Annotated in this window: 18 protein-coding genes; 10 read left to right on the forward strand and 8 right to left on the reverse strand. The window is 41.7% G+C overall.

What is annotated here, in order from left to right:
* Positions 1-177 precede the first annotated feature (177 nt).
* Positions 178-831: a YiaD family glycine zipper/OmpA-like lipoprotein gene (locus tag EXE29_RS09985; protein ID WP_106985086.1), complete on the reverse strand. Its 654-nt coding sequence runs from the start codon at positions 829-831 to the stop codon at positions 178-180.
* Positions 832-1,077: 246 nt separating this feature from the next.
* Between EXE29_RS09985 and yihG the strand changes: the two genes are divergently transcribed.
* From yihG to EXE29_RS10015, 6 genes are all read left to right on the forward strand, one after another.
* The gene (gene yihG / locus EXE29_RS09990) at positions 1,078-2,001 is read left to right on the forward strand and encodes a 1-acylglycerol-3-phosphate O-acyltransferase, YihG family (RefSeq protein ID WP_117007620.1); all 924 of its coding nucleotides are present in this window, start codon (positions 1,078-1,080) and stop codon (positions 1,999-2,001) included.
* 19 nt (positions 2,002-2,020) lie between these two features.
* The gene (locus EXE29_RS09995) at positions 2,021-3,079 is read left to right on the forward strand and encodes a preprotein translocase subunit SecA (protein ID WP_120364536.1); all 1,059 of its coding nucleotides are present in this window, start codon (positions 2,021-2,023) and stop codon (positions 3,077-3,079) included.
* Between the two features lie 122 nt (positions 3,080-3,201).
* Positions 3,202-3,927, forward strand: a complete 726-nt coding sequence (gene minC, locus EXE29_RS10000; RefSeq protein ID WP_106985089.1) for a septum site-determining protein MinC — start codon at positions 3,202-3,204, stop codon at positions 3,925-3,927.
* Positions 3,928-3,995: 68 nt separating this feature from the next.
* Positions 3,996-4,808 carry a septum site-determining protein MinD gene (gene minD / locus EXE29_RS10005; protein ID WP_106985090.1) on the forward strand — a complete coding sequence of 271 codons (813 nt, stop codon included), beginning with the start codon at positions 3,996-3,998 and terminating at the stop codon, positions 4,806-4,808.
* A 1-nt stretch (position 4,809) separates the two neighbouring features.
* A complete protein-coding gene (gene minE, locus EXE29_RS10010) occupies positions 4,810-5,082 on the forward strand; it encodes a cell division topological specificity factor MinE (protein ID WP_106985091.1) in 273 nt (90 codons plus the stop codon).
* 351 nt (positions 5,083-5,433) lie between these two features.
* Positions 5,434-5,721 (forward strand): PA4642 family protein, encoded by a 288-nt coding sequence (locus EXE29_RS10015; protein WP_106985092.1) that lies wholly within the window; start codon positions 5,434-5,436, stop codon positions 5,719-5,721.
* Positions 5,722-5,781: 60 nt separating this feature from the next.
* Here the strand turns inward: EXE29_RS10015 and EXE29_RS10020 are convergent, their stop codons facing one another.
* The 3 genes from EXE29_RS10020 to EXE29_RS10030 form a co-directional block, all read right to left on the reverse strand.
* Positions 5,782-6,684 carry an AEC family transporter gene (locus tag EXE29_RS10020; RefSeq protein ID WP_106985093.1) on the reverse strand — a complete coding sequence of 301 codons (903 nt, stop codon included), beginning with the start codon at positions 6,682-6,684 and terminating at the stop codon, positions 5,782-5,784.
* A gap of 312 nt (positions 6,685-6,996) precedes the next feature.
* The gene (locus EXE29_RS10025; RefSeq protein ID WP_130125652.1) at positions 6,997-9,657 is read right to left on the reverse strand and encodes a YadA-like family protein; all 2,661 of its coding nucleotides are present in this window, start codon (positions 9,655-9,657) and stop codon (positions 6,997-6,999) included.
* Between the two features lie 93 nt (positions 9,658-9,750).
* Positions 9,751-10,050 carry an ESPR-type extended signal peptide-containing protein gene (locus tag EXE29_RS10030; protein ID WP_106985096.1) on the reverse strand — a complete coding sequence of 100 codons (300 nt, stop codon included), beginning with the start codon at positions 10,048-10,050 and terminating at the stop codon, positions 9,751-9,753.
* 526 nt (positions 10,051-10,576) lie between these two features.
* Here EXE29_RS10030 and EXE29_RS10035 point away from each other — a divergent pair.
* Positions 10,577-11,383 (forward strand): helix-turn-helix transcriptional regulator, encoded by an 807-nt coding sequence (locus EXE29_RS10035; RefSeq protein WP_120364533.1) that lies wholly within the window; start codon positions 10,577-10,579, stop codon positions 11,381-11,383.
* Between the two features lie 76 nt (positions 11,384-11,459).
* On the opposite strand, the gene EXE29_RS10040 is transcribed toward EXE29_RS10035, so the two are convergent.
* Positions 11,460-14,750 (reverse strand): DNA translocase FtsK, encoded by a 3,291-nt coding sequence (locus tag EXE29_RS10040; RefSeq protein WP_120364532.1) that lies wholly within the window; start codon positions 14,748-14,750, stop codon positions 11,460-11,462.
* 253 nt (positions 14,751-15,003) lie between these two features.
* Here EXE29_RS10040 and trxB point away from each other — a divergent pair, with 253 nt between their 5' ends.
* From trxB to EXE29_RS10055, 3 genes are all read left to right on the forward strand, one after another.
* Positions 15,004-15,954: a thioredoxin-disulfide reductase gene (trxB, locus tag EXE29_RS10045; protein WP_106985100.1), complete on the forward strand. Its 951-nt coding sequence runs from the start codon at positions 15,004-15,006 to the stop codon at positions 15,952-15,954.
* 192 nt (positions 15,955-16,146) lie between these two features.
* Complete coding sequence (gene aat, locus EXE29_RS10050) at positions 16,147-16,881, forward strand: leucyl/phenylalanyl-tRNA--protein transferase (protein WP_120364531.1); 735 nt, start codon at positions 16,147-16,149, stop codon at positions 16,879-16,881.
* Between the two features lie 31 nt (positions 16,882-16,912).
* Positions 16,913-17,728, forward strand: a complete 816-nt coding sequence (locus tag EXE29_RS10055; protein WP_120364530.1) for an arginyltransferase — start codon at positions 16,913-16,915, stop codon at positions 17,726-17,728.
* Between the two features lie 35 nt (positions 17,729-17,763).
* On the opposite strand, the gene rimI is transcribed toward EXE29_RS10055, so the two are convergent.
* The 3 genes from rimI to EXE29_RS10070 all read right to left on the reverse strand — a co-directional run.
* The gene (gene rimI, locus EXE29_RS10060; protein ID WP_120364529.1) at positions 17,764-18,222 is read right to left on the reverse strand and encodes a ribosomal protein S18-alanine N-acetyltransferase; all 459 of its coding nucleotides are present in this window, start codon (positions 18,220-18,222) and stop codon (positions 17,764-17,766) included.
* A gap of 119 nt (positions 18,223-18,341) precedes the next feature.
* Positions 18,342-19,223: a metal-dependent hydrolase gene (locus EXE29_RS10065; protein WP_120364528.1), complete on the reverse strand. Its 882-nt coding sequence runs from the start codon at positions 19,221-19,223 to the stop codon at positions 18,342-18,344.
* A gap of 242 nt (positions 19,224-19,465) precedes the next feature.
* A partial coding sequence (locus EXE29_RS10070) for an EF-Tu C-terminal domain-related protein (RefSeq protein ID WP_455423639.1) occupies positions 19,466-19,679 on the reverse strand: 214 nt, incomplete at its 5' end.

The raw sequence follows: 19,679 nt of genomic DNA on the forward strand, positions 1-19,679 counted from the left end.
TGCCTGTCTAGTATTTATATAACAGATTATAAAAGCGCTTTATTTTTTTCAAGAAATTTCATACAGTTATAAAATAGAAAGTTCAGCACTGACAATACATTTAAAATGCTGTAAGTTTTAGGCACTAAAAAACCGCCCGAAGGCGGTTTTTTAATTCAAGATTCAGAGTTTACTGAATTATTGAACTGCATAAATGCTGATTTCTACACGACGGTTTTGTTCACGACCAGCCGCTGTAGCGTTAGATGCGATTGGGTTTGCTGCACCTTGACCTTGAGTATTAATACGTGAAGTAGAAACACCTTGAGACGCTAAGTAGCTAGCAACTGATTGCGCACGTGCTTGAGACAATGGAATGTTGATTGAATCATTACCTGTGTTGTCTGTATAACCTGTAACTAAGATACCGCTCTTGTTATCTTCAGTTAAAGTTTGCGCAACTTTGTTCAAAGTAGAATAGAAGTTAGGTTTGATATTTGATTTGTTTGTATCAAATGTAATGCTACCTGGCATAACTAAACCAACAGAACCATCTGGATTACGGTTAACTTCTACACCAGTACCCGCCATTTGTTGACGTAGTTTTTTCTCTTTGTTATCAAGATAAACACCAGTCGCACCACCAAGTACTGCACCAATTGCTGCTGCACGGTTGTTTTGAGAACTAGAGTTTGCATTGCCTTTAGAAATACCGTAACCCGCTGCAGCACCAATTAAAGTACCCAAAGCAGTTTTGTCGTATTCCATACCGCCAATATTATTACCTGTTGTTTGACAGCCAGATAGTACCAAAGCCCCTGCTACTGCTGCTGAAATTGCTAGTGCACGCATCGCATGCCTCCTTGATTGTGTTTTGTTGTATGGATGGAATGATGAAGTAAAAAAAATCGAGTAACCATTGATTTTTTGTTAATAATAAATCGTTTAGTTACAATTTGTAATATTTAAATAAGAAAATAATGCCAACTTCGTCAAATTTTCTCCACAGTTGTTCTGAAGTGCTTTTTTATTTTCAAAACACGCTCTATATTTGTGTGAATTGGCAAACGTTAGACTATTCCCCATTAGGACTTTTATATGTCATCGCACAGCAAGAAGCAACCAGCATTAAAAAAAATCACACGCGGGCTGACTGTCGGTTCGGTTATTACAGGAAGTACTTTTTTCCACGGGCCTCCTGTATTGGCTCTAGGACTGACCAAGCTCTTTAAACAATCAAAAAAGGTTGATGAAACCAATATAAAAATCACCAACAGTTGGCTGAGTGTAAATAACTGGCTCATTGATCATGTATTGGCTAACACTCAATGGGATATCTCGATTGATGATGATCTTGATCTGAATATGCAAGGCCGTTATTTGATGATGTGTAATCATCAAAGCTGGGTAGATACTACAGTAAATCAGTATTTTGGCTTAACACGTATGCCACTCACTCGTTTTTTTACCAAATGGGAACTAATCTTTATTCCTTTCGTGGGCCAAGCATTTAAAATCTTGGGTTTCCCAATGATGAAACGCCATAGCAAAGAACAAATTGCCAAAAATCCTGAGCTCAAACATCGTGATATGGAAGAAGCGCGCAAATCTTGTGAACAGCTTTTAAGCCAGCCATTTACCTTACTCAATTACCTCGAAGGAACACGCTTTACGGCGGAAAAACACGCACAACAAAAATCAACATTTACAAATTTACTTAAGCCTAAAGCAGGTGGTTTAGCACTCGCATTGAATATTTTAGGTGATCAAATTGATGCTTTGGTCGACATGACCATTGTTTATCCTGATGGTGTACCAGGTTATGGTGAATTTTGGCTGGGTGAAGTCCCTAGAATTGCTGTAAATTTACGTAAAATTGATATCCCTGCATGGGTTGCAGGTGGTAATTATGAAGAAGATGCCGAATTCCGTGAGAAATTCCAGCAATGGGTAGATCAAATTTGGACTGAAAAAGATCAATTGATTTCAGAAATGAAATCTAAATATTCACCTGTCGTCTAAATACACGGAGCCCGCTTCTATGTCGCAGAACATCCCTGTTAAAAAATCTAAATACCAGCATTTAGACCCCAAAAGCTTCTATTTCAAAGCTTTTTTGGCCTATGACATTTTCATGGTATTTATTATTATTTTTAACTTGTTCTGCTTAGGCATGAACTTTTTCCTCATGAGCAATATTGGGGGCTGGTTCTTTAATGCCATCCATTTACCGAGTGTGCTTGAATTTTATCGTGAATACTTGCACCCGTGGGTAATTACTACAGAAGCGTGGTTCATAATTTTCTTGATTGTGGAGTTACTCACGCGCTGGGCAATTGCAATCGTACAGAAACATCACCAACGTTGGTTTTTCTTTCCGTTTATCCATTGGTATGAAATTGTTGCCATTGTGCCCTATTTCCGCTTTTTACGATTATTTCGTGCAGGGGTTGTGGCCTACCGCCTCTATGAAATGGGTTATCAAATTTTTCCAACTTCTTGGCAGGAAAAAGGCTTATTTTACTATCGCGTCGTGATGGAGGAATTATCCGATCGTGTAGTGGTAACGGTTTTAGATGGTCTCAAACATGAGCTTCAAACCAGCACAACACATAAAGATTTAATCAGCAATGTCATTCAGCATCATCGGGATTTATTTTCCCAAGCGCTGGCTGAAATTCTGCAAGAAAATTTAAGTCGTGAGCTACAAGCCGATCGTGAACGTATTGCAAAAAGCGTGGGACAAATTGTCAATCAAGCAATTGAAGATACGCCTGAGCTGACACAATTACTGCGCCTTATCCCGATTGTCGGTGGCCGTATAGAACAACAAATTCAAAGCATCGGACAGCGATTAGGTGAAAATATTACCCAAGGCTTAATTGACCCTTTAGCATCACCAAATGCGTCTACAGTAAGGCATCCTAATTTATATACAGATATTGCAACACGGATTAGTGCCATTGAAATTGAAAAAAATGACAAACTTGATGCGTTGGTTCGCTCGGCTGTTTTTGAAAGTTTAGAGGCCATTCGTAAGCAAGTAAAAGTAAAACAATGGCAACAAGAACTCCAAGCACAAGATCAAGCTAAAGATTAATCTATAGTTCAAAAATAATTGCTGTTTCTGCTAGAGAAATGCCTCATTTTGTTCTAGCATTTGCTCTACTTAAAATATCACTTCCACATAAAATCAACAGTGAGAAGTTTGAAGGAATAATTATGGCTGATATACGGATAAAAGGCAGAATGGTCAATGCAATCCGCATTAACCTTGACACAAATGATCATGATGCGATCCGCCAGCAACTTAGCCCAATGCTTCAAAAAGCCTTCCCAATCGGAACGCTTGCGGTCATTGAAAGCAGTGTTGAACAAGAGCTTATTGAACTGATTCAATTGCTGATTAGCCTTGAGTTACAGCCGATTGCTGTAACAGACGGTGTCTTGGCAGACCAAGCTCGCGCTATTCAATTTCCAGTCATTCCACCTGACCGTAAGATGGAACAGGTCAAACCAACCAAAGAGCAAGCAATTGAAACGCCTGCTGTCGCTGAAAAACCCCAGCCACAAGCAGAAGATACAGTCGTAGTGGCGGTACCAGAAGTCCGCCATATTACGTCTTACCATGATGAAATTCTGCGTACTGGCCAATGTATTGTGCAAGATCACGGTGACATTATTTTAAGTGCTGGGATTAACAGCGGTTCCGAAGTCATTGCTTCAGGAAATATACATATTTATGGCAGTGTCCGTGGTAGAGTCATTGCCGGTGCTGGGGGCAATAGTGCTGCACGAATCTTCTGTCATTCACTTGAAGCAGAACTCGTGTCTATTGCTGGGACATATTGCGTAGCCGATGACATTCCACCGCATGTTACGAAAAAACCCGTACACATTTATTTAAATGACCAGCATGAGCTTGTATTTGAAGCTTTGCAATTTTAATGTATAAATAAACACCAATAAACCCCTGTATTGATCAGGGGATTTAAACCATAACAGGAGTGGATTCGGTGGCGAAAATTGTTGTCGTAACATCAGGCAAAGGTGGCGTAGGTAAAACTACAACAAGCGCATCTTTTGCAACAGGTTTAGCCCTACGTGGTCACAAAACTGTTGTGATCGATTTTGACGTAGGTTTACGTAACCTCGATTTGATCATGGGCTGTGAACGCCGTGTAGTATACGATTTTGTAAATGTCATTAATAACGAAGCACGATTACAACAAGCGTTAATTCGCGATAAAGACATTGAAAACCTTTACATTTTGCCTGCATCACAAACACGTGACAAAGATGCCTTATCTGATGATGGTGTTGCACGTGTAATGGATGAACTTTCACAAGAATTTGATTATATTATTTGTGACTCACCTGCAGGTATCGAGCGCGGTGCAATCCTTGCAATGTACCATGCTGATGAAGCAATTATTGTGACCAATCCTGAAATTTCTTCGGTACGTGACTCTGACCGTATTATTGGTATGCTCGATAGCAAAACCAAAAAAGTAGAAAACAACGAAGGTCGTATCCGTAAGCATTTATGTATTACACGTTACAACCCAGAACGTGCAGACAAACAAGAAATGTTAACCATTGATGACATTTCAAAAGACATTTTACGTGTACCTACACTGGGTGTTATTCCTGAGTGCAAAAGCGTGCTGCAAGCTTCGAACGAAGGTAAACCTGTCATCTTATATACAGAAACCCAAGCGGGCGAAGCTTATGATGACTTAGTTGCACGTTTCTTAGGTGAAGAGCGTCCTTACCGTCATATTACTGCGAAGCCGAAAGGCTGGTTAGCACGATTATTTGGAGGATAAGATGGCTGGTTTTTGGAGTAAATTATTCAGCGGTGATGACAAACCTACAAGCGCTCAAACTGCAAAAGACCGCTTAAAAGTCATTGTTGCGTCCGAAAATGGCTTAGGCAAACGTTTGAGCCAAGACAAAATTGACCAAATGAAAAAAGAAATCATGCAAGTCGTTAACCGCTATGTTCGTGGTGTCGATGAGCAACATATTCAAATGTCTGTACGTTCTGAAGCGAACATCGAGATGCTTGAAATGAATATCAATTTGCCTGAAGAGCGTTAATTTGATTTCTGATTAGTCAATCAAATTGAATCAAGGCAAAATATGAGCCTGAACAAAGCACTGCTTTGTTCAGGCGCAAGACAAGAAGCTTTGCTTCGAAGTGCCTGAACCTTTAGGCTCTGCCATGTTCAGGCGCAAGACAAGAAGCTTTGCTTCGAAGCGACTGAACCTTAAGGCTCTGCCATGTTCAGGAGCAAGACGAGAAGCTTTGCTTCGAGTGGGTTAGATTGCAATTCTTGCACTGACGACTCAACAAGCATTAACTTCAAGACAAAGTAAATAACAAAACTTTGTCACTTGCGTACTCATATTTTGCTTATTTATTTTCAAAAGAACACCAAGGGGATTGCAATGGCATTATCTCAACCAGCGACGTTTAATGAAGAATGGTCAGATGAACGAGTATTTGCCTACTTAACTCAGTTACCTCCTGAAGGCGTAAACGGCGATTTTCATGTGCTATACCATGCATTCAAACACATGCGTCCTACTGACTATGAGCGCCTACTTACTCAATTCACAGCAGACGGCCGTGATGTTAATGCAACCAACCCTGAAGGTCAGCGTATTCATGATGTGATTGCCCAATTCCCGCGCCAAAGCGAAGGCTTTTTAGCAGTATTGGCAAAATTTGCATAAGCATTTTTTCGCATCAAAAAGCCTGCACATGCAGGCTTTTTTTATAGCAACATTTTAAAATTAATATAACAACCACATCAGTAAAGGAAAACTTCCGATAAAGCATAGGGTCTGTAGGCTAATCACGCCAGCCATCAACTGGCTATCCCCTTGAAAGTACCGCGTTAAAATATAGGAAGCAGATGCAGTCGGTAAAGCAAAAAAAGTGACCAAAATAATACTTTGCAACTCAGTTAGCCCCAAACTCCCGCTCGCGAAAAATGCCAAGCACGGCATAATCAACAAGCGCGCAAAAGTATTTGCTGTGAGCCGTGAGAGGCCTTTACTTAACTGATCGAGTTGTAGCGCTGCACCCACAGAAAGTAAGCCTAAGGGCAAACTTGTGGCTGCCAAGATGTTGCATAAAGACTGCATCCCAGAAAATAAATGCAGACCTGAAAGGTTAAAAAGCACACCAACTACACAACCCAAAATAAGCGGATTTTTAGCTATGGCAAAGAGCGTGTCATACCATCGTCCACGTTGCCCCTCAGAAAAGGCCATGACCGAAAAGATGTTGACCACAGGGATAGCAACAGCAATCAACATGGCAAACATCTGCATGCCTTCTGTGCCGTAAAGCGTCCCCATCAATGCCAGACCAATATAGGTATTGAAGCGAATTTGACTCTGTACATATACCCCAAAACGCGCTACAGGGATGGCATATACTCGCTTCAACAACCAAAGTATGCTAACCACACCCAATACAACGGCAAAAAATGCCTGCAATAATTGGAAGATCGCACCTAGATTTAATTGTACGCCTGCTAAGTTATTAAAAAGCAATACAGGAAAAAGAAAGAAATAATTGAGTTTTTCCGAATTGGCCCAAAATTCTGTTTGCAAAAATTTTTTACGCTTAAACCCATAGCCCATGCTAATGAGCACGATCAGTGGAAATAACGCCATGACAATATTCATGCAGACGCTCCTCTGCTCATCCGCATCTGACGTTGTATTTGCATTCCTTGGCTACCTGCTAAGTCTCTACAGTAATCTGATCATTACTTAAAATTGAAGCGTTGTCGTGAATCATAGAATGAACATCTATGCATGGCAACCTTTCACATATTAACGATATTTATCACGTATTTATACCATCATACTACTCCATCCAATATACATATCAAGCCAAATTTAGAGCCTAAACAATACAAAAAGCCCAACTCAAAATAGTTGGGCTTTTCAAAAAATTATAAATAATACTGTGCAGATTTATCTGTTAAATGGTCCTTATTTCCATTGCCAGCCAATTGCAACACCACCACCAACATCACCTTGAGAACTGGCTGTACCAGAGGCTTTATAAATAAAACGATTATCCTCCGTTACACCACTAAATCCGACTGCAAAGCCTTGCTGTCCTCGCCACGTACCCCCTGCAACACTAAGCATATTTGCACCTGCATAGGTTGGTTGAGGCAAATTCGCCACGGCGATAGCTGAAGCAATCGCTGCCCGTGTATCCCGACGCTCATTACGGAATTCATTTTCCAATGCATTCACACGCTGGTCTGTATACTGGCGTGATTGACTGAGCGATTCAGTCACTTGGGTATCAGTATAACCATTCGCTTTATTTAAGGTTTGCAGTTCAGATTCCCGCATTTGCCCAAGGTTTACCGCATCGGTATCTTGTGTTCCCGCTGCAACATTTACAATTTGCCGCTGCTGCGTATCAGAACCGACAGAGACCGTATTGTCACGCAGCGCTGTAGAGCCATGACCTAAAGCCACAGCATTATTTGCCGATGCATTTATTGCATTGCCCAATACAGCGGTATTTTGCCCACTCACTGAATTATCATTTCCGATGGCCAAACTGCCTTCACCTGCAACCATATTGCTGCTTCCGAGTGCGATAGACTGTTCTCCAGACACCTGATTCGCCGTCCCCAAGGCAATAGACTGATCCCCTGATGCTTCAGATGAACTGCCTATGGCTACAGCATCTATGCCTGTTGCCAAAGGCAATACCGCCTGTGGATTTGGGTTTGTTCCAATGGATACAGCCGCTGTGCCACCGCTGGCCAGTGACGTCAGCCACTGCTGCTCTGTCCCGTTAAAACCATTCTGTACAGCAAGATCAAATGCGCTGAATCCTTGGTCACCTTTAAGGCCTTGCAAGCCTCGATCACCTTTATCGCCCTTATCGCCTTTTAGGCCCTGCAAGCCTTGATTACCTTTGTCGCCCTTATCGCCTTTTAGGCCCTGCAAGCCTTGATCACCTTTGTCGCCCTTATCGCCTTTGAGGCCCTGCAAACCTTGATCCCCTTTGTCGCCTTTGACGCCCTGAGACCCCTGCAGTGATGTCAGCCAATCGGCTTCTGTTCCTGCATATCCATGATTGACCGCAATATCATAAGCGCTCGCACCATTGCCTGTGCCTGTAACGCTATTTAAACCCGGTATCCCCTGATCACCTTTATCTCCCTTATCACCTTTTAAGCCTTGCAAACCTTGGTCACCTTTATCCCCCTTGTCACCTTTTAAGCCCTGTAATCCTTGATCTCCTTTGTCTCCCTTATCACCTTTTAAACCCTGTGCCCCTGTATCACCCTTTAATGAAGCTAGCCATGCAGTTTCACTGCCACTAAAGCCGTTTGCTACAGCAATTTCATACGCGCTTTTTCCATTTGCGCCTGTCCCTGTACCGCCTGTCACCAAACTGCTGACTTGTGTTTGCAAATTTGTGAGCTTGCTATTCACTGCAGTAAAAGCACTACCTGCATCTCGATACGTTCTTCCTTGAATAATATAGCTTGGCGCTGTCCAAACCCCGCCCGTATAGTTTGCGCCGGCACCCAATGCAGTTACCATTGGATGTAATTGAGATAAATTGACAGCATCTGTATCTTTTATGGCTTTAGCAAGGTTAGTTAAGCGTTTTTCCATCGTCCACTGGCCTGTGGATACGGTATTTTCTTCATCAGCAATTGAGCTCGTGCCAATTGCCGTTGCGCCTTGCGCCGTTGCACTCGCGCCTGAACCAAAAGCGCTACTCCATTTTGCACTTGCTCTCGAAGCATGCCCCATTGCGGTACTATACTCACCGCTTGCTTGGTTCATGTAGCCGACTGCCGTTGCACCTACTTCAGTGGCCCGATTTCCATAGCCCATGGCAACTGAACTGGTTGCATCAGCATAATTTCGATTGCCGACTGCAGTGGCATAATCAGCAGATGCGGTATTTTTTAAACCCACAGCATTGCTATCTAAACCTTTTGCAGTATTTTGCACACCAACAGCTGTACTGTTTTCCTTAATTGCAAAGTTGAATGTTCCCAAGGCAGTACTGTAATCACCTGCAGCGATGTTGCCATAACGGACATTGTCTAAAAATTGCTGACGTTCCTCGGCTGTGACCGCTGCGCCATTGATATGGGTAATATAATTGAGGCCGCTTAAGCCTGCGCCTGCAGAAACAGTCACTTCAATTCCATTGACACTGACCAGCTTGCCTGCGCTGTCTTTCAAATCATATTGACGCGCCCTACTGCTTACACTGCTGATCGTTGAATCATTTTTCAATCCGCTACCAATCGCCGCTGAAGACAGCCCAATCGAAGTATTTCGATTTCCTATTGCACTGCCTGAATTTCCCAAACTAATATTTGTAAAGCCAATTGCGCTATTATCAAACCCAGAAGCAATGTTTAAAGCACCTAATGCGCTGCTGTTTGTACCAAACGCTCTATTCAAATAGCCCACAGAACTAGAGCTAAGCGCTGATGCAGTATTATATGCACCCACTGCACTGCTCAAACGCCCTGATGCGGTATTGGAATTACCAAAGGCATTACTCTGTATGCCTGAAGCAGTATTTTCTGCTCCAAATGCCATAGCATATTGATTGGAAGCCGTATTTTTATAACCAATTGCAGTGGCTGTCATGGCATTTTGTCCAACTATGTTTTTATAACCTATAGCGCTAGCATATTCAGATTGTGCTTGGTTGCCATAACCAATCACACTTACTTCAGTCGACTATGCAAGGTTCTTATGCCCCAATGCAACACTGTCTGTTCCTGGTGCACCATTGTTACTGCCACAAGCGATTGCACCTGAACCAACCGCACTTGACGTAGAACTTGTACCAGATTGATACGCACAAATTTCGCCAGCATCACTTTGCGTAACAGCTAGACCGCAGATAACTGCAGCCAACATTTGTACACATCTATATCCAGTATTTTTCTCACTGGTCGCTGTATGACTTTTAGCAGCTTCTCCTGTAACTACAAGCTGGCCTTTTCTATTGCGTACGACTTTATATATATGATTCATGTTGTGCCCCAAATCTGCTTAGCATCGTCTTGATGCTTTCTGTTTTTCCTAGTGCTAAAGCAAAAAATTTACAAACTGCATTTCTTGCGTATGAAAAACTGAATAAAGCCATAACAAGTGGCTCAAGCATGACCCCTGACTGGGGGGCTAAAGTTTATTTTTTTTATCCTGAAATTTAACCCACACATTTTCGGATGTTTTTTAATCAAAAAAATCTAGGTAAAATAAGTGTATTCATTATTATTTATGGCGATTTATGGCAACTTTGCGTAAATTGGATAGCAATAAAAAAAGTACATTAAATCGGATTCGTTACTTGTGTTGCTCAGGCCATTCTGCAATTACTTTAGCGCCTTTATTTTTTAAATATTTAAATCAGCTTATTCCGCATGATTTACATGCTTTTGCACTTACATCAGCATCAGCTGTGCCTTATATGTATTATCACTCTTGACTAGATCAACGTTTCATTGATTTATTACAACATGAGGTCGAAATATTTTTATACCCAAAAACTGAAGGCCATATGCGGTGGCTAGATACACCCACCTTACCAAAATCTGGGAATCTACTTCGCCCTGACGAACATTATTTTCAAAGCAACAATTATCAGATTATGGTCCGCGGTAGCGGTGTACACCATACGCTAGATTTACGCTTAGAACAGTCCAATAAACCAAGTGGTGGTGTTTCACTGTTCCGTGGTGTAGGTTCAAGCTTTTCCGAACAAGATAGCTATTTTCTATCTCAGGTTGGCCAATATATTGAATACGCCTTGCAACATCAAACAACTTTACGCAAGGAGTTTAACTTTGATGTTGAGCAAGCAATGCTCATTCTTGATCCAAACAGTGAAGTCATCATGATGACAGACTCAGTGAAGGATCTACTCAACTTACTTGCAATCCACTATGATTTTTGGGAGCCCAACAAAGCCTTACCCAAAATCTGTTATCAAGTGATCAATGAACTCAAATATGGTGTACAACTCCCTCAAACGCGGATAGATATCCCAAATGGCATTTTAAATACTCGCGCTGAGTGGATGTTTTCACCTCTACAGCAAGACCGATGTATCGCGCTACATTTGAAGCATGAATTACCCCGTAGCTTATTCATCTGGACAAAATTAGAAAATGCTGATCTCTCACCACAACAGTGTCAAGTTGCCTATCTCTTAGTCACAGGTAATTCCAAGCAAGACATTATGCATAAGCTTGAAATCAGTCCAGCCGTTTTAAAAGACTGTATCAAAGCCATTTACTTGACCTTCCATGTACATTCTTTGGCTGAACTAATTGACTATGCCAGTCGCTGGAGCCTCAAGTACTAACAGTAAAGGAAAGCAACTAAAACTGACCAGCATAAAAAAAGCAGCATAAATGCTGCTTTTTTATATGATCTTAAATTTAAATCAAAATATCGCGTTTGCCATTTGCACCCATGGCGCCGACAATCCCGTTTTCTTCCATCTGGTCGATAATACGGGCTGCACGGTTATAGCCAAGGCTAAATTTACGCTGCAAAGATGAGGTTGATGCTTTACGCGTTTCGAGTACGAAAGACACACACTGATCATACAGCGCATCACGGTCGGAACCGCCATCACCATCTTCAAAACCACGAGAGGTCGGCTCTTCATCATACGGTGTTAAAATTTCATCCACATAATTAGGCTCACCGCGCTCACGCCAAGCATCACAAATACGGTTCACTTCATCATCGCTAATAAAAGCGCCATGCACACGTTCTGGCTCAATTTTACCTGGGCCAAGGAACAACATATCGCCATGACCCAATAGGTCTTCAGCACCGCCTGCATCTAAAATTGTACGCGAATCAAGTTTACTGTTCACACGCAAGGCTGCACGGGTTGGAATATTGGCTTTAATCAAACCTGTCACAACATCCACAGTTGGACGCTGTGTTGCAAGTAATAAGTGAATACCCGCTGCACGTGACTTTTGCGCTAAACGTGTAATCATTTCTTCAGCTTTTTTACCAACCTGCATGATCATGTCAGCAAATTCATCCGCCACAATCACAATCAATGGCATTTCTTGTAAGCGAGGTGCACGCTCGCCCGCCACTGACTCACTGGCTTTCCAAGTCGGGTCAAATAGATCTTCGCCATTTGCCAATGCCTCTTGCACCTTACGGTTATAGTCCATAACTTTACGAACTTTCATCATAGACATCAGTTTATAACGGCGTTCCATTTCATTTACACACCAGTTTAATGCGCTGACTGCATCTTTCATGTCAGTCACGACTGGCGTAAGCAAGTGAGGAATATCGTTATAGTTGGCAAGTTCAAGCTGTTTCGGGTCAATCATGATTAGACGCAGCTGCTCAGGCGTATATTTCAACAGCATCGAAAGCAGCATTGAGTTTACAGCGACTGACTTACCAGAACCTGTCGTACCTGCAACCAGCATATGAGGTGCTTTAGCCAAATCGGCCAATACAGGATTACCCGAAATATCTTTACCCATCGCCATACTGAGCAATGCATTTGGATCACGGTAAGCTGGCGTTTCTAACAATTCAATTAAACGCACCATTTCACGTGAGCTGTTTGGCACCTCAATACCAATATAAGGCTTGCCCGGAATAACTTCGACTACACGCACCGATGCCATAGACATCGAACGCGCTAAGTCACGCGAAATATTGGTCACTTTCGATGCTTTTACACCCGGCGCCAAATCCAGTTCAAAGCGAGTTACAACTGGCCCTGGTTGTGCCTCCATCACTTTCGCTTTGACGTTAAATTCCTGCAGTTTAATTTCCAGCAGTTCAGAAAGGCGGGCTAACTGTTCTTCTGTAAAATTCACCTTTTTATTCGGATCAACATCATCCAGCAAATCTAGACCCGGCAATGGCGGTAAATCTAAACGCTTTTTCGCAACCTGCATGGCGCGAGACAGCGGACGACCTGCCGAATCTGTTAATGGCGCATCAAAATCAAAGTCTTCTTCTTCAAACTCTGGTTCAGCTTCAGCTGGACGGCCTGCAGTATCCTGCCAAACTTCACGGAAAGCATCTTTATTCGAGCTAATCAGCGCTTTTTCTTCTTCAGATACTAATGGCTTAGGTGCTTCAAAACTGGTTTGAATATTGGCATTTACCAATGAAGATGATTGCGCATAACTGCTAGTGGTTCTTGGTGCTGGCGTGTCATTTAAATCATCAACCAGTAAATCATCAAGATCATCAAATTCTGTGTCTAAATTTGCTGCTTTAGATCCCGTTGTTATTATAGGTGTAGCTGCAAATGTTGCCACTGTTGCCGCTGTTGCCGCTGTTGCCGCTGTTGCCGCTGTTGCCGCTGTTGCCGCTGTTGCCGCTGTTGCCGCTGTTGCCGCTGTTGCCGCTGTTGCCGCTGTTGCCGCTAGCGTCATAGCATCATCTACAATATGCAAACTTGGCTTATCATGTGGCTGTGGTGCAAACTGCGTTTCTACACTTGGCACAGTCGACGTAGTCGTTTCAGCACGATCATCCGTCAGTGATGTGCTATTAAACGGGATATGTACATCTGTCGCCGTTTTTGCATTTGGCACTGCAGCCAACAACTCATCAAAGATTTCATCATCATCCCAATCTACAGATGATTTTGATGCCGAGGATGTTGGCTGTGTAGAGATGTCTACTGTAGATGCGTCGTGTGCATGCACTACATGCTGGAAATTAGTGGCCGCTGTTTTAGGTTGCTGCTCTTCTTCAGCTGCTTTTAATAAGGCATCAATATCTTGTTTATGGCGTTGATCTTCATCTGAATTTAATGCACGCCACACTTCACCTGTCGCGACAACACGCTCAGGATCATCCATTAAGCGATGGGCTTTTTCCAAAGTTTGTTCAAACTCTGCATCTAATTCTGGCGTAGTTAAATCAGCTTCAACTTGGGGCTGCCGTTGCTCTGCTTCCCATTCTTTATCTGCAATATCGCTAAACAAACGCTCTGCTGCACTATCACGCACAGCAGGATCAATACTCGATTGCTGTTGATGCTCCACAGCCAATGCCGTTGCAGAAGCTGATGTTCCCATTTTCGCAACAACAGGTGTCGCTTCTTTTTTAGCGGGTGGTGCAGTTAAGTCGTATGCAGACTCACTTTCAGGCACATTGCGATAAAATAGATCTTGTAAATACGCAGGTGCCGCTTTTAAGGTGACCCAAGTTTTGTTCCACTTTACCCCAAAGGCTAAAGTAAACAGGAGCACCCAAAACACAATCAGGAAGAAAGCCGCGCCATAAATGGTCAGTAAATTAGATAAACTTTGGCCTAATTCATAACCAATAATACCGCCAGATGCATTATCTAAAGTATCTGCAGGAACTTGCCAGAACAAAAACAATAAACTCGCAGTCGCCAACAAAATAAAAAACTGTGCAGCAACACGAAAAGGACGGTTTAAAAAGCTATGTGGCCACCAAACTTGTACTGCTTCTGCAAACAAATATACAGGTATCAGTAGACTGGCCCAGCCAAGAAAACCAAATAAAAGATCAGCAATCCATGCACCAGCAACGCCACTGGCATTTGATACTTGCATAGTATCACTAGAAATGTGCATCCAGCCTGGATCAAATGGTGTATAAGTGACTGTTGCAAGGAACAGATAAATCCCAAATGAGACCAAGAATAATGTCATTATTAAGCGCTGTGCATAGGCACCCGACACCGCTGTCATATACTGTCCTGTAACCAATTTTTCAAATGTTTTTGTTTGCTGGCTGGCTTGAATCTAAGCTGCGCAATAAGCCTCATATTATGCACTTCTTCATCAAAAAAAGATGCATGATTATTTAGCTAAGTTGTTAACTCTATTCTATATAGCCCAAATCGATTTCAATGATCAATAATATCGACTTTAATCTCACACAATCAGCACCGACTTTCACGTATAATTCCACAAATTTCCCTATAAAAAAAGGATGTCGCGAATGAGCGCTCGTCACTCTCGTTTAATTATTTTAGGTTCTGGCCCTGCTGGTTATAGCGCGGCTGTGTACGCAGCACGTGCCAACTTAAAACCAACACTCATTGCCGGTTTGCAACTCGGTGGACAGTTAACAACAACAACTGAAGTAGACAACTGGCCAGGCGATGCACACGGTTTAACAGGCCCTGCCCTCATGGAACGTATGCAAGAGCATGCTGAGCGCTTTGGTACAGAAATTATTTATGACCACATCAACGAAGTTGATTTAAGTCAACGCCCATTTGTACTTAAAGGCGATATGGATGAATTTACATGTGATGCCTTAATTATTGCAACAGGTGCGACAGCACAATACCTCGGTTTAGAATCTGAAGCTGCCTACATGGGCCAAGGTGTGAGTGCATGTGCAACATGTGATGGCTTCTTCTATAAAAACCAAAAGGTGATGGTTGTAGGCGGTGGTAATACTGCAGTTGAAGAAGCACTTTATCTTTCAAACATTGCTTCACACGTGACTTTAGTACACCGTCGTGACTCGCTACGTTCTGAAAAAATCCTTCAAGATCATTTATTTGAAAAAGTAAAAGAAGGCAAAATCAGCATCATTTGGAATCATCAAGTCGATGAAGTATTGGGCGATGCGCAATCTGGCGTAACTTCAGTACGCTTAAAATCAACTCAAGATGATTCAACACAAAATGTTGATGTGACAGGCATGTTCGTTGCGATTGGCCACAAGCCAAACAGCGGTATGTTTGAAGGTCAATTGACGCTACGTGATGGCTATGTACAAGTACAAAGCGGTACTGCAGGTAACGCGACGCAAACTTCAGTAGCTGGCGTATTTGCTGCAGGTGATATTGCAGACAGCATTTACCGTCAAGCGATTACTTCTGCGGGTTCAGGCTGTATGGCTGCCCTTGATGCAGAAAAATATCTTGATGCGCTTTAATTCCTAAGCGCTATAGATAAAAAAAACCGCCGTCATGGCGGTTTTTTACTTTAAGCCTGTTTAACTCGCCCTATAAACAAACAAAAAATAACGAGCCATTTCATAAAGACAAAATATAACAAAACATCCCCGATTGGGCAGTGATCAAATATTGGTTATGATAAACAGAATCAATCTAGGTCAAAATCTCTTATGCAATGCCTGCCAGCTTCTAAATTTACCTTTCCAGACCCAGTCGAAGTTGACCCAGAAGGACAAGGATTGATTTGCAGTGGCGCAGACCTCTCCCCTTCCACAATATTTGAAGCCTACACACATGGATTATTTCCATGGTTTTCTGAAGGTGAGCCAATTTATTGGTGGTGTCCTGAACCGCGCTGTATTATCCGCCCACAAGATTATCGTCCAAGCAAAACCTTACTACGTAGCATGAAGAAAATGAATTACCGCATTACGGTCAATCATGCTTTTGAAAAAGTGATCCGCTCCTGCTCACTTCCACGCAGTTATGCCAATGAGACTTGGATTTCTGAAGATATTATTCAAGGTTATTGCGCCATGTTTGATGCAGGCTATGCTTATAGCATTGAAGTTTGGGAACAAGATCTACTTGTCGGAGGCTTATATGGTATTAGTATTGGGCAAGGTTGTTTTGGTGAATCCATGTTTAGCACCCGCACCGATGTGTCTAAAATGGCTTTTTACAGTTTAATGCTGATTGGACAAGTAAATCAGCTTGAATGGATAGACTGCCAATTAGAAAATGATCATTTAATCAGCTTAGGTGCTTGTACAGTTTCTCGCCAAATATACTTAAATTCGTTACAAGATGTGATAAAACGCCCTGCAATTGATTGGAAAAAATATCAAGACAGTGTATTTTCAAGTAAAACAATAGCGCAAAATTCCGCATTAGTTCCCGATTGAGTCGAATCATACAAAAATAGAGGGATATTGCATGAACTCATATCAACCAAAATCCCTGCTTAACGAGTTGCAGTATTATATTACGCCACCACATGACTGTAGCTACTTAGACAATAAATCTGCACGTATGGTGTTTTTAGATCCAGTGCATCGTATTGACGTCGTTACGCTGTCTGAACTTTCCCGTATGGGTTTTCGTCGTAGTGGTGATTTTGTTTATAGACCAGAATGTCATCTCTGTCGCCAATGCTTATCATCTCGTGTTCCCATCCATGAATTTGCAATGAACAGCAAACAAAAGAAAGCTTGGAAACGCAATCAGGATTTAAGCCTTAAAATTACACAACCCAAAGATGCAAGCGATGTACATTATGCGTTGTATGAGCGTTACATTACGGAGCGACATGCTGATGGCGACATGTTTCCACCAAGTCGTGATCAATTTGAAAAATTCTTAATTCATAGCTGTACGGACAGTTTCTTTTTAGAATTATGGCTAGATGATCGTCTCATTAGCGTATCAACCTGCGATCCGCTCGATGACGGCTTATCTGCGGTCTATACTTTTTTTGACCCAGATGAACATAAACGCTCTTTAGGCGTGTTCGCGGTATTAAAGCAAATCGAATATGCCAAAGCGCTCGGTTTACAATATATATACTTAGGCTATTGGGTTCCTCATTCCAATAAAATGAATTACAAGTCGGATTACATTCCTCTGGAATTGCTACTTGATGGGCAATGGCGTCGTTTAAATCACACCTTAAGTGCCGAAGAAATTCAACATTTAGGAGACTCTTTAATGACGACCCTCCCTTCAGGTTGGAATAATTCCATTATTAAATAACAACCGCATTGTCCAATACAACGCGGTTGTGTTTCTTATTTAAATAGCTGTGAAAAATCATCACTACATGTACGCACCATAATAATGGCGTGCTCACGCGTACCATCTGGCTTCGGATAATAGTTTTTTCTTAAATCAATTTGATGAAAATCAGATTTCTCATATAAACGAATCGCAGCGGTATTTGATTCACGTACTTCAAGAAAAATCTGCACAGGATTATTTTTCAGCATCGCAATAGATTCTTCTAGTAAACGATATCCTAAACCTTGGCCTTGTTGACTCGGATGAATCGCCATGAGCAACAAGTTCGCTTCATCTAAAACGGGCTGTAAAATACAGAAACCCACAACTTGCCCACGTACTTCAATGACTGTACTTTGATAGCCAGTCACCGCCTCATCAAACTGCTTAGATGTCCACGGATGGCTTTGGACTAATTTTTCAATTTCTACGACAGATGCTACATCGGCCGTATTCATCAAACGAATCATCTTCGTTATCTTTTATCGCGAATAGGAATAGCGAATTATAAAAAAATTGACAAAAAAATCGAGTAAAAAAAAGAGCGATTTTCATCGCTCTACAAGATTCAAAAAACTACAGCATTCACTTAAAAACCTAATTTCTCTTTCCATTTTGCCAACAGACTGTGTGTATCTAAGTCATTTGGGTGAAAACCAGGTTTGAAATATAACAACATTTCTTTACCCATCCCAGTAATTACGCCTTTAGATGGACTATATGCATATTCATAAATTGTGCCTAAAGATTCGCGGTTGAGTTGCTGATCTTCTTTTAATAATCGAAATAAGAAGTAGCTTTGTACACAAAATAACGTCACCATAGTTGCAACTAAACTTGTCGTACGTACCGTATAAGCTTTTACGCCTTTACCAAATACACCTTCATATACATCATAAGCGACAGCTTTATGTTCATTTTCTTCAATTGCATGCCATAACCACATGGTTTTCATGGTTTCATCAGTCATCAGCTCTTGAATATGCGGATTCACCAATAATTGAGTTGCGATCGTTGCAGTAAAGTGTTCAAGCGCTGTGGTAATGGTTAAGTCCACCATTTGCTTATTAAAGCCAAACGGCTTACCAATCATTGCTAAAAACTTGCTCGAATTTTTTAATACTTTTCCAGTATAACCATCCAAAGTATCAACATCATGGCCAAATTTTTGTGCAGATGCATTAAAGCCTACATGCTCTTGTGTATGCATAGCTTCTTGACCAATAAATGCAGAAATTTCTTTTTGTAACTCTGCATTGTCTTTAATGCCAGGATGCTGACGAACAGCACGAACGCTGTCAATAAAGAACTTTTCACCTGCTGGGAATAGTGCAGATAATGCAGTCATAAAATGTGTGAGACCTGCAGAACCATTCATCCAATACTCTGGAACTGAATCAAAATCAAAGTTCATTCGACGAACTGGGAAACTTGCGCCTGCACGGTTGGTAATATTTACTTTAGCGTTCATAACTAACTCCTGCCAATCAGCTGATTCAGCTGATTCATCCTTATATTTATATTTTCATAACTTAATATTAAAGATTTGCAATTTTTCGATAATCGCAGTTAAGGTCAAGAGATATCAGTTAAGGACAGCTTTCAAAATTATTGTCTGACAATTTATCTTTCGTTTTGATTTGATAGTTTTTTTAGAATCATTAGCCATAAAAAAAGCGCCTCAAAGAGGCGCTTTTTTTACACAATCAGCGATTATGCAGTTACTTTAGCAACTACACCAGCACCAACTGTACGACCGCCTTCACGGATCGCAAAACGTAGACCTGGGTCCATTGCGATTGGGTGGATAAGCTCTACTGACATTTCAACGTTGTCACCAGGCATTACCATTTCCACGCCTTCTTTAAGCGCGATCGCACCAGTTACGTCCGTAGTACGGAAGTAGAACTGTGGACGGTAACCGTTA

Source organism: Acinetobacter sp. WCHAc060006, from assembly GCF_004209135.1.
Taxonomy (GTDB): domain Bacteria; phylum Pseudomonadota; class Gammaproteobacteria; order Pseudomonadales; family Moraxellaceae; genus Acinetobacter; species Acinetobacter cumulans.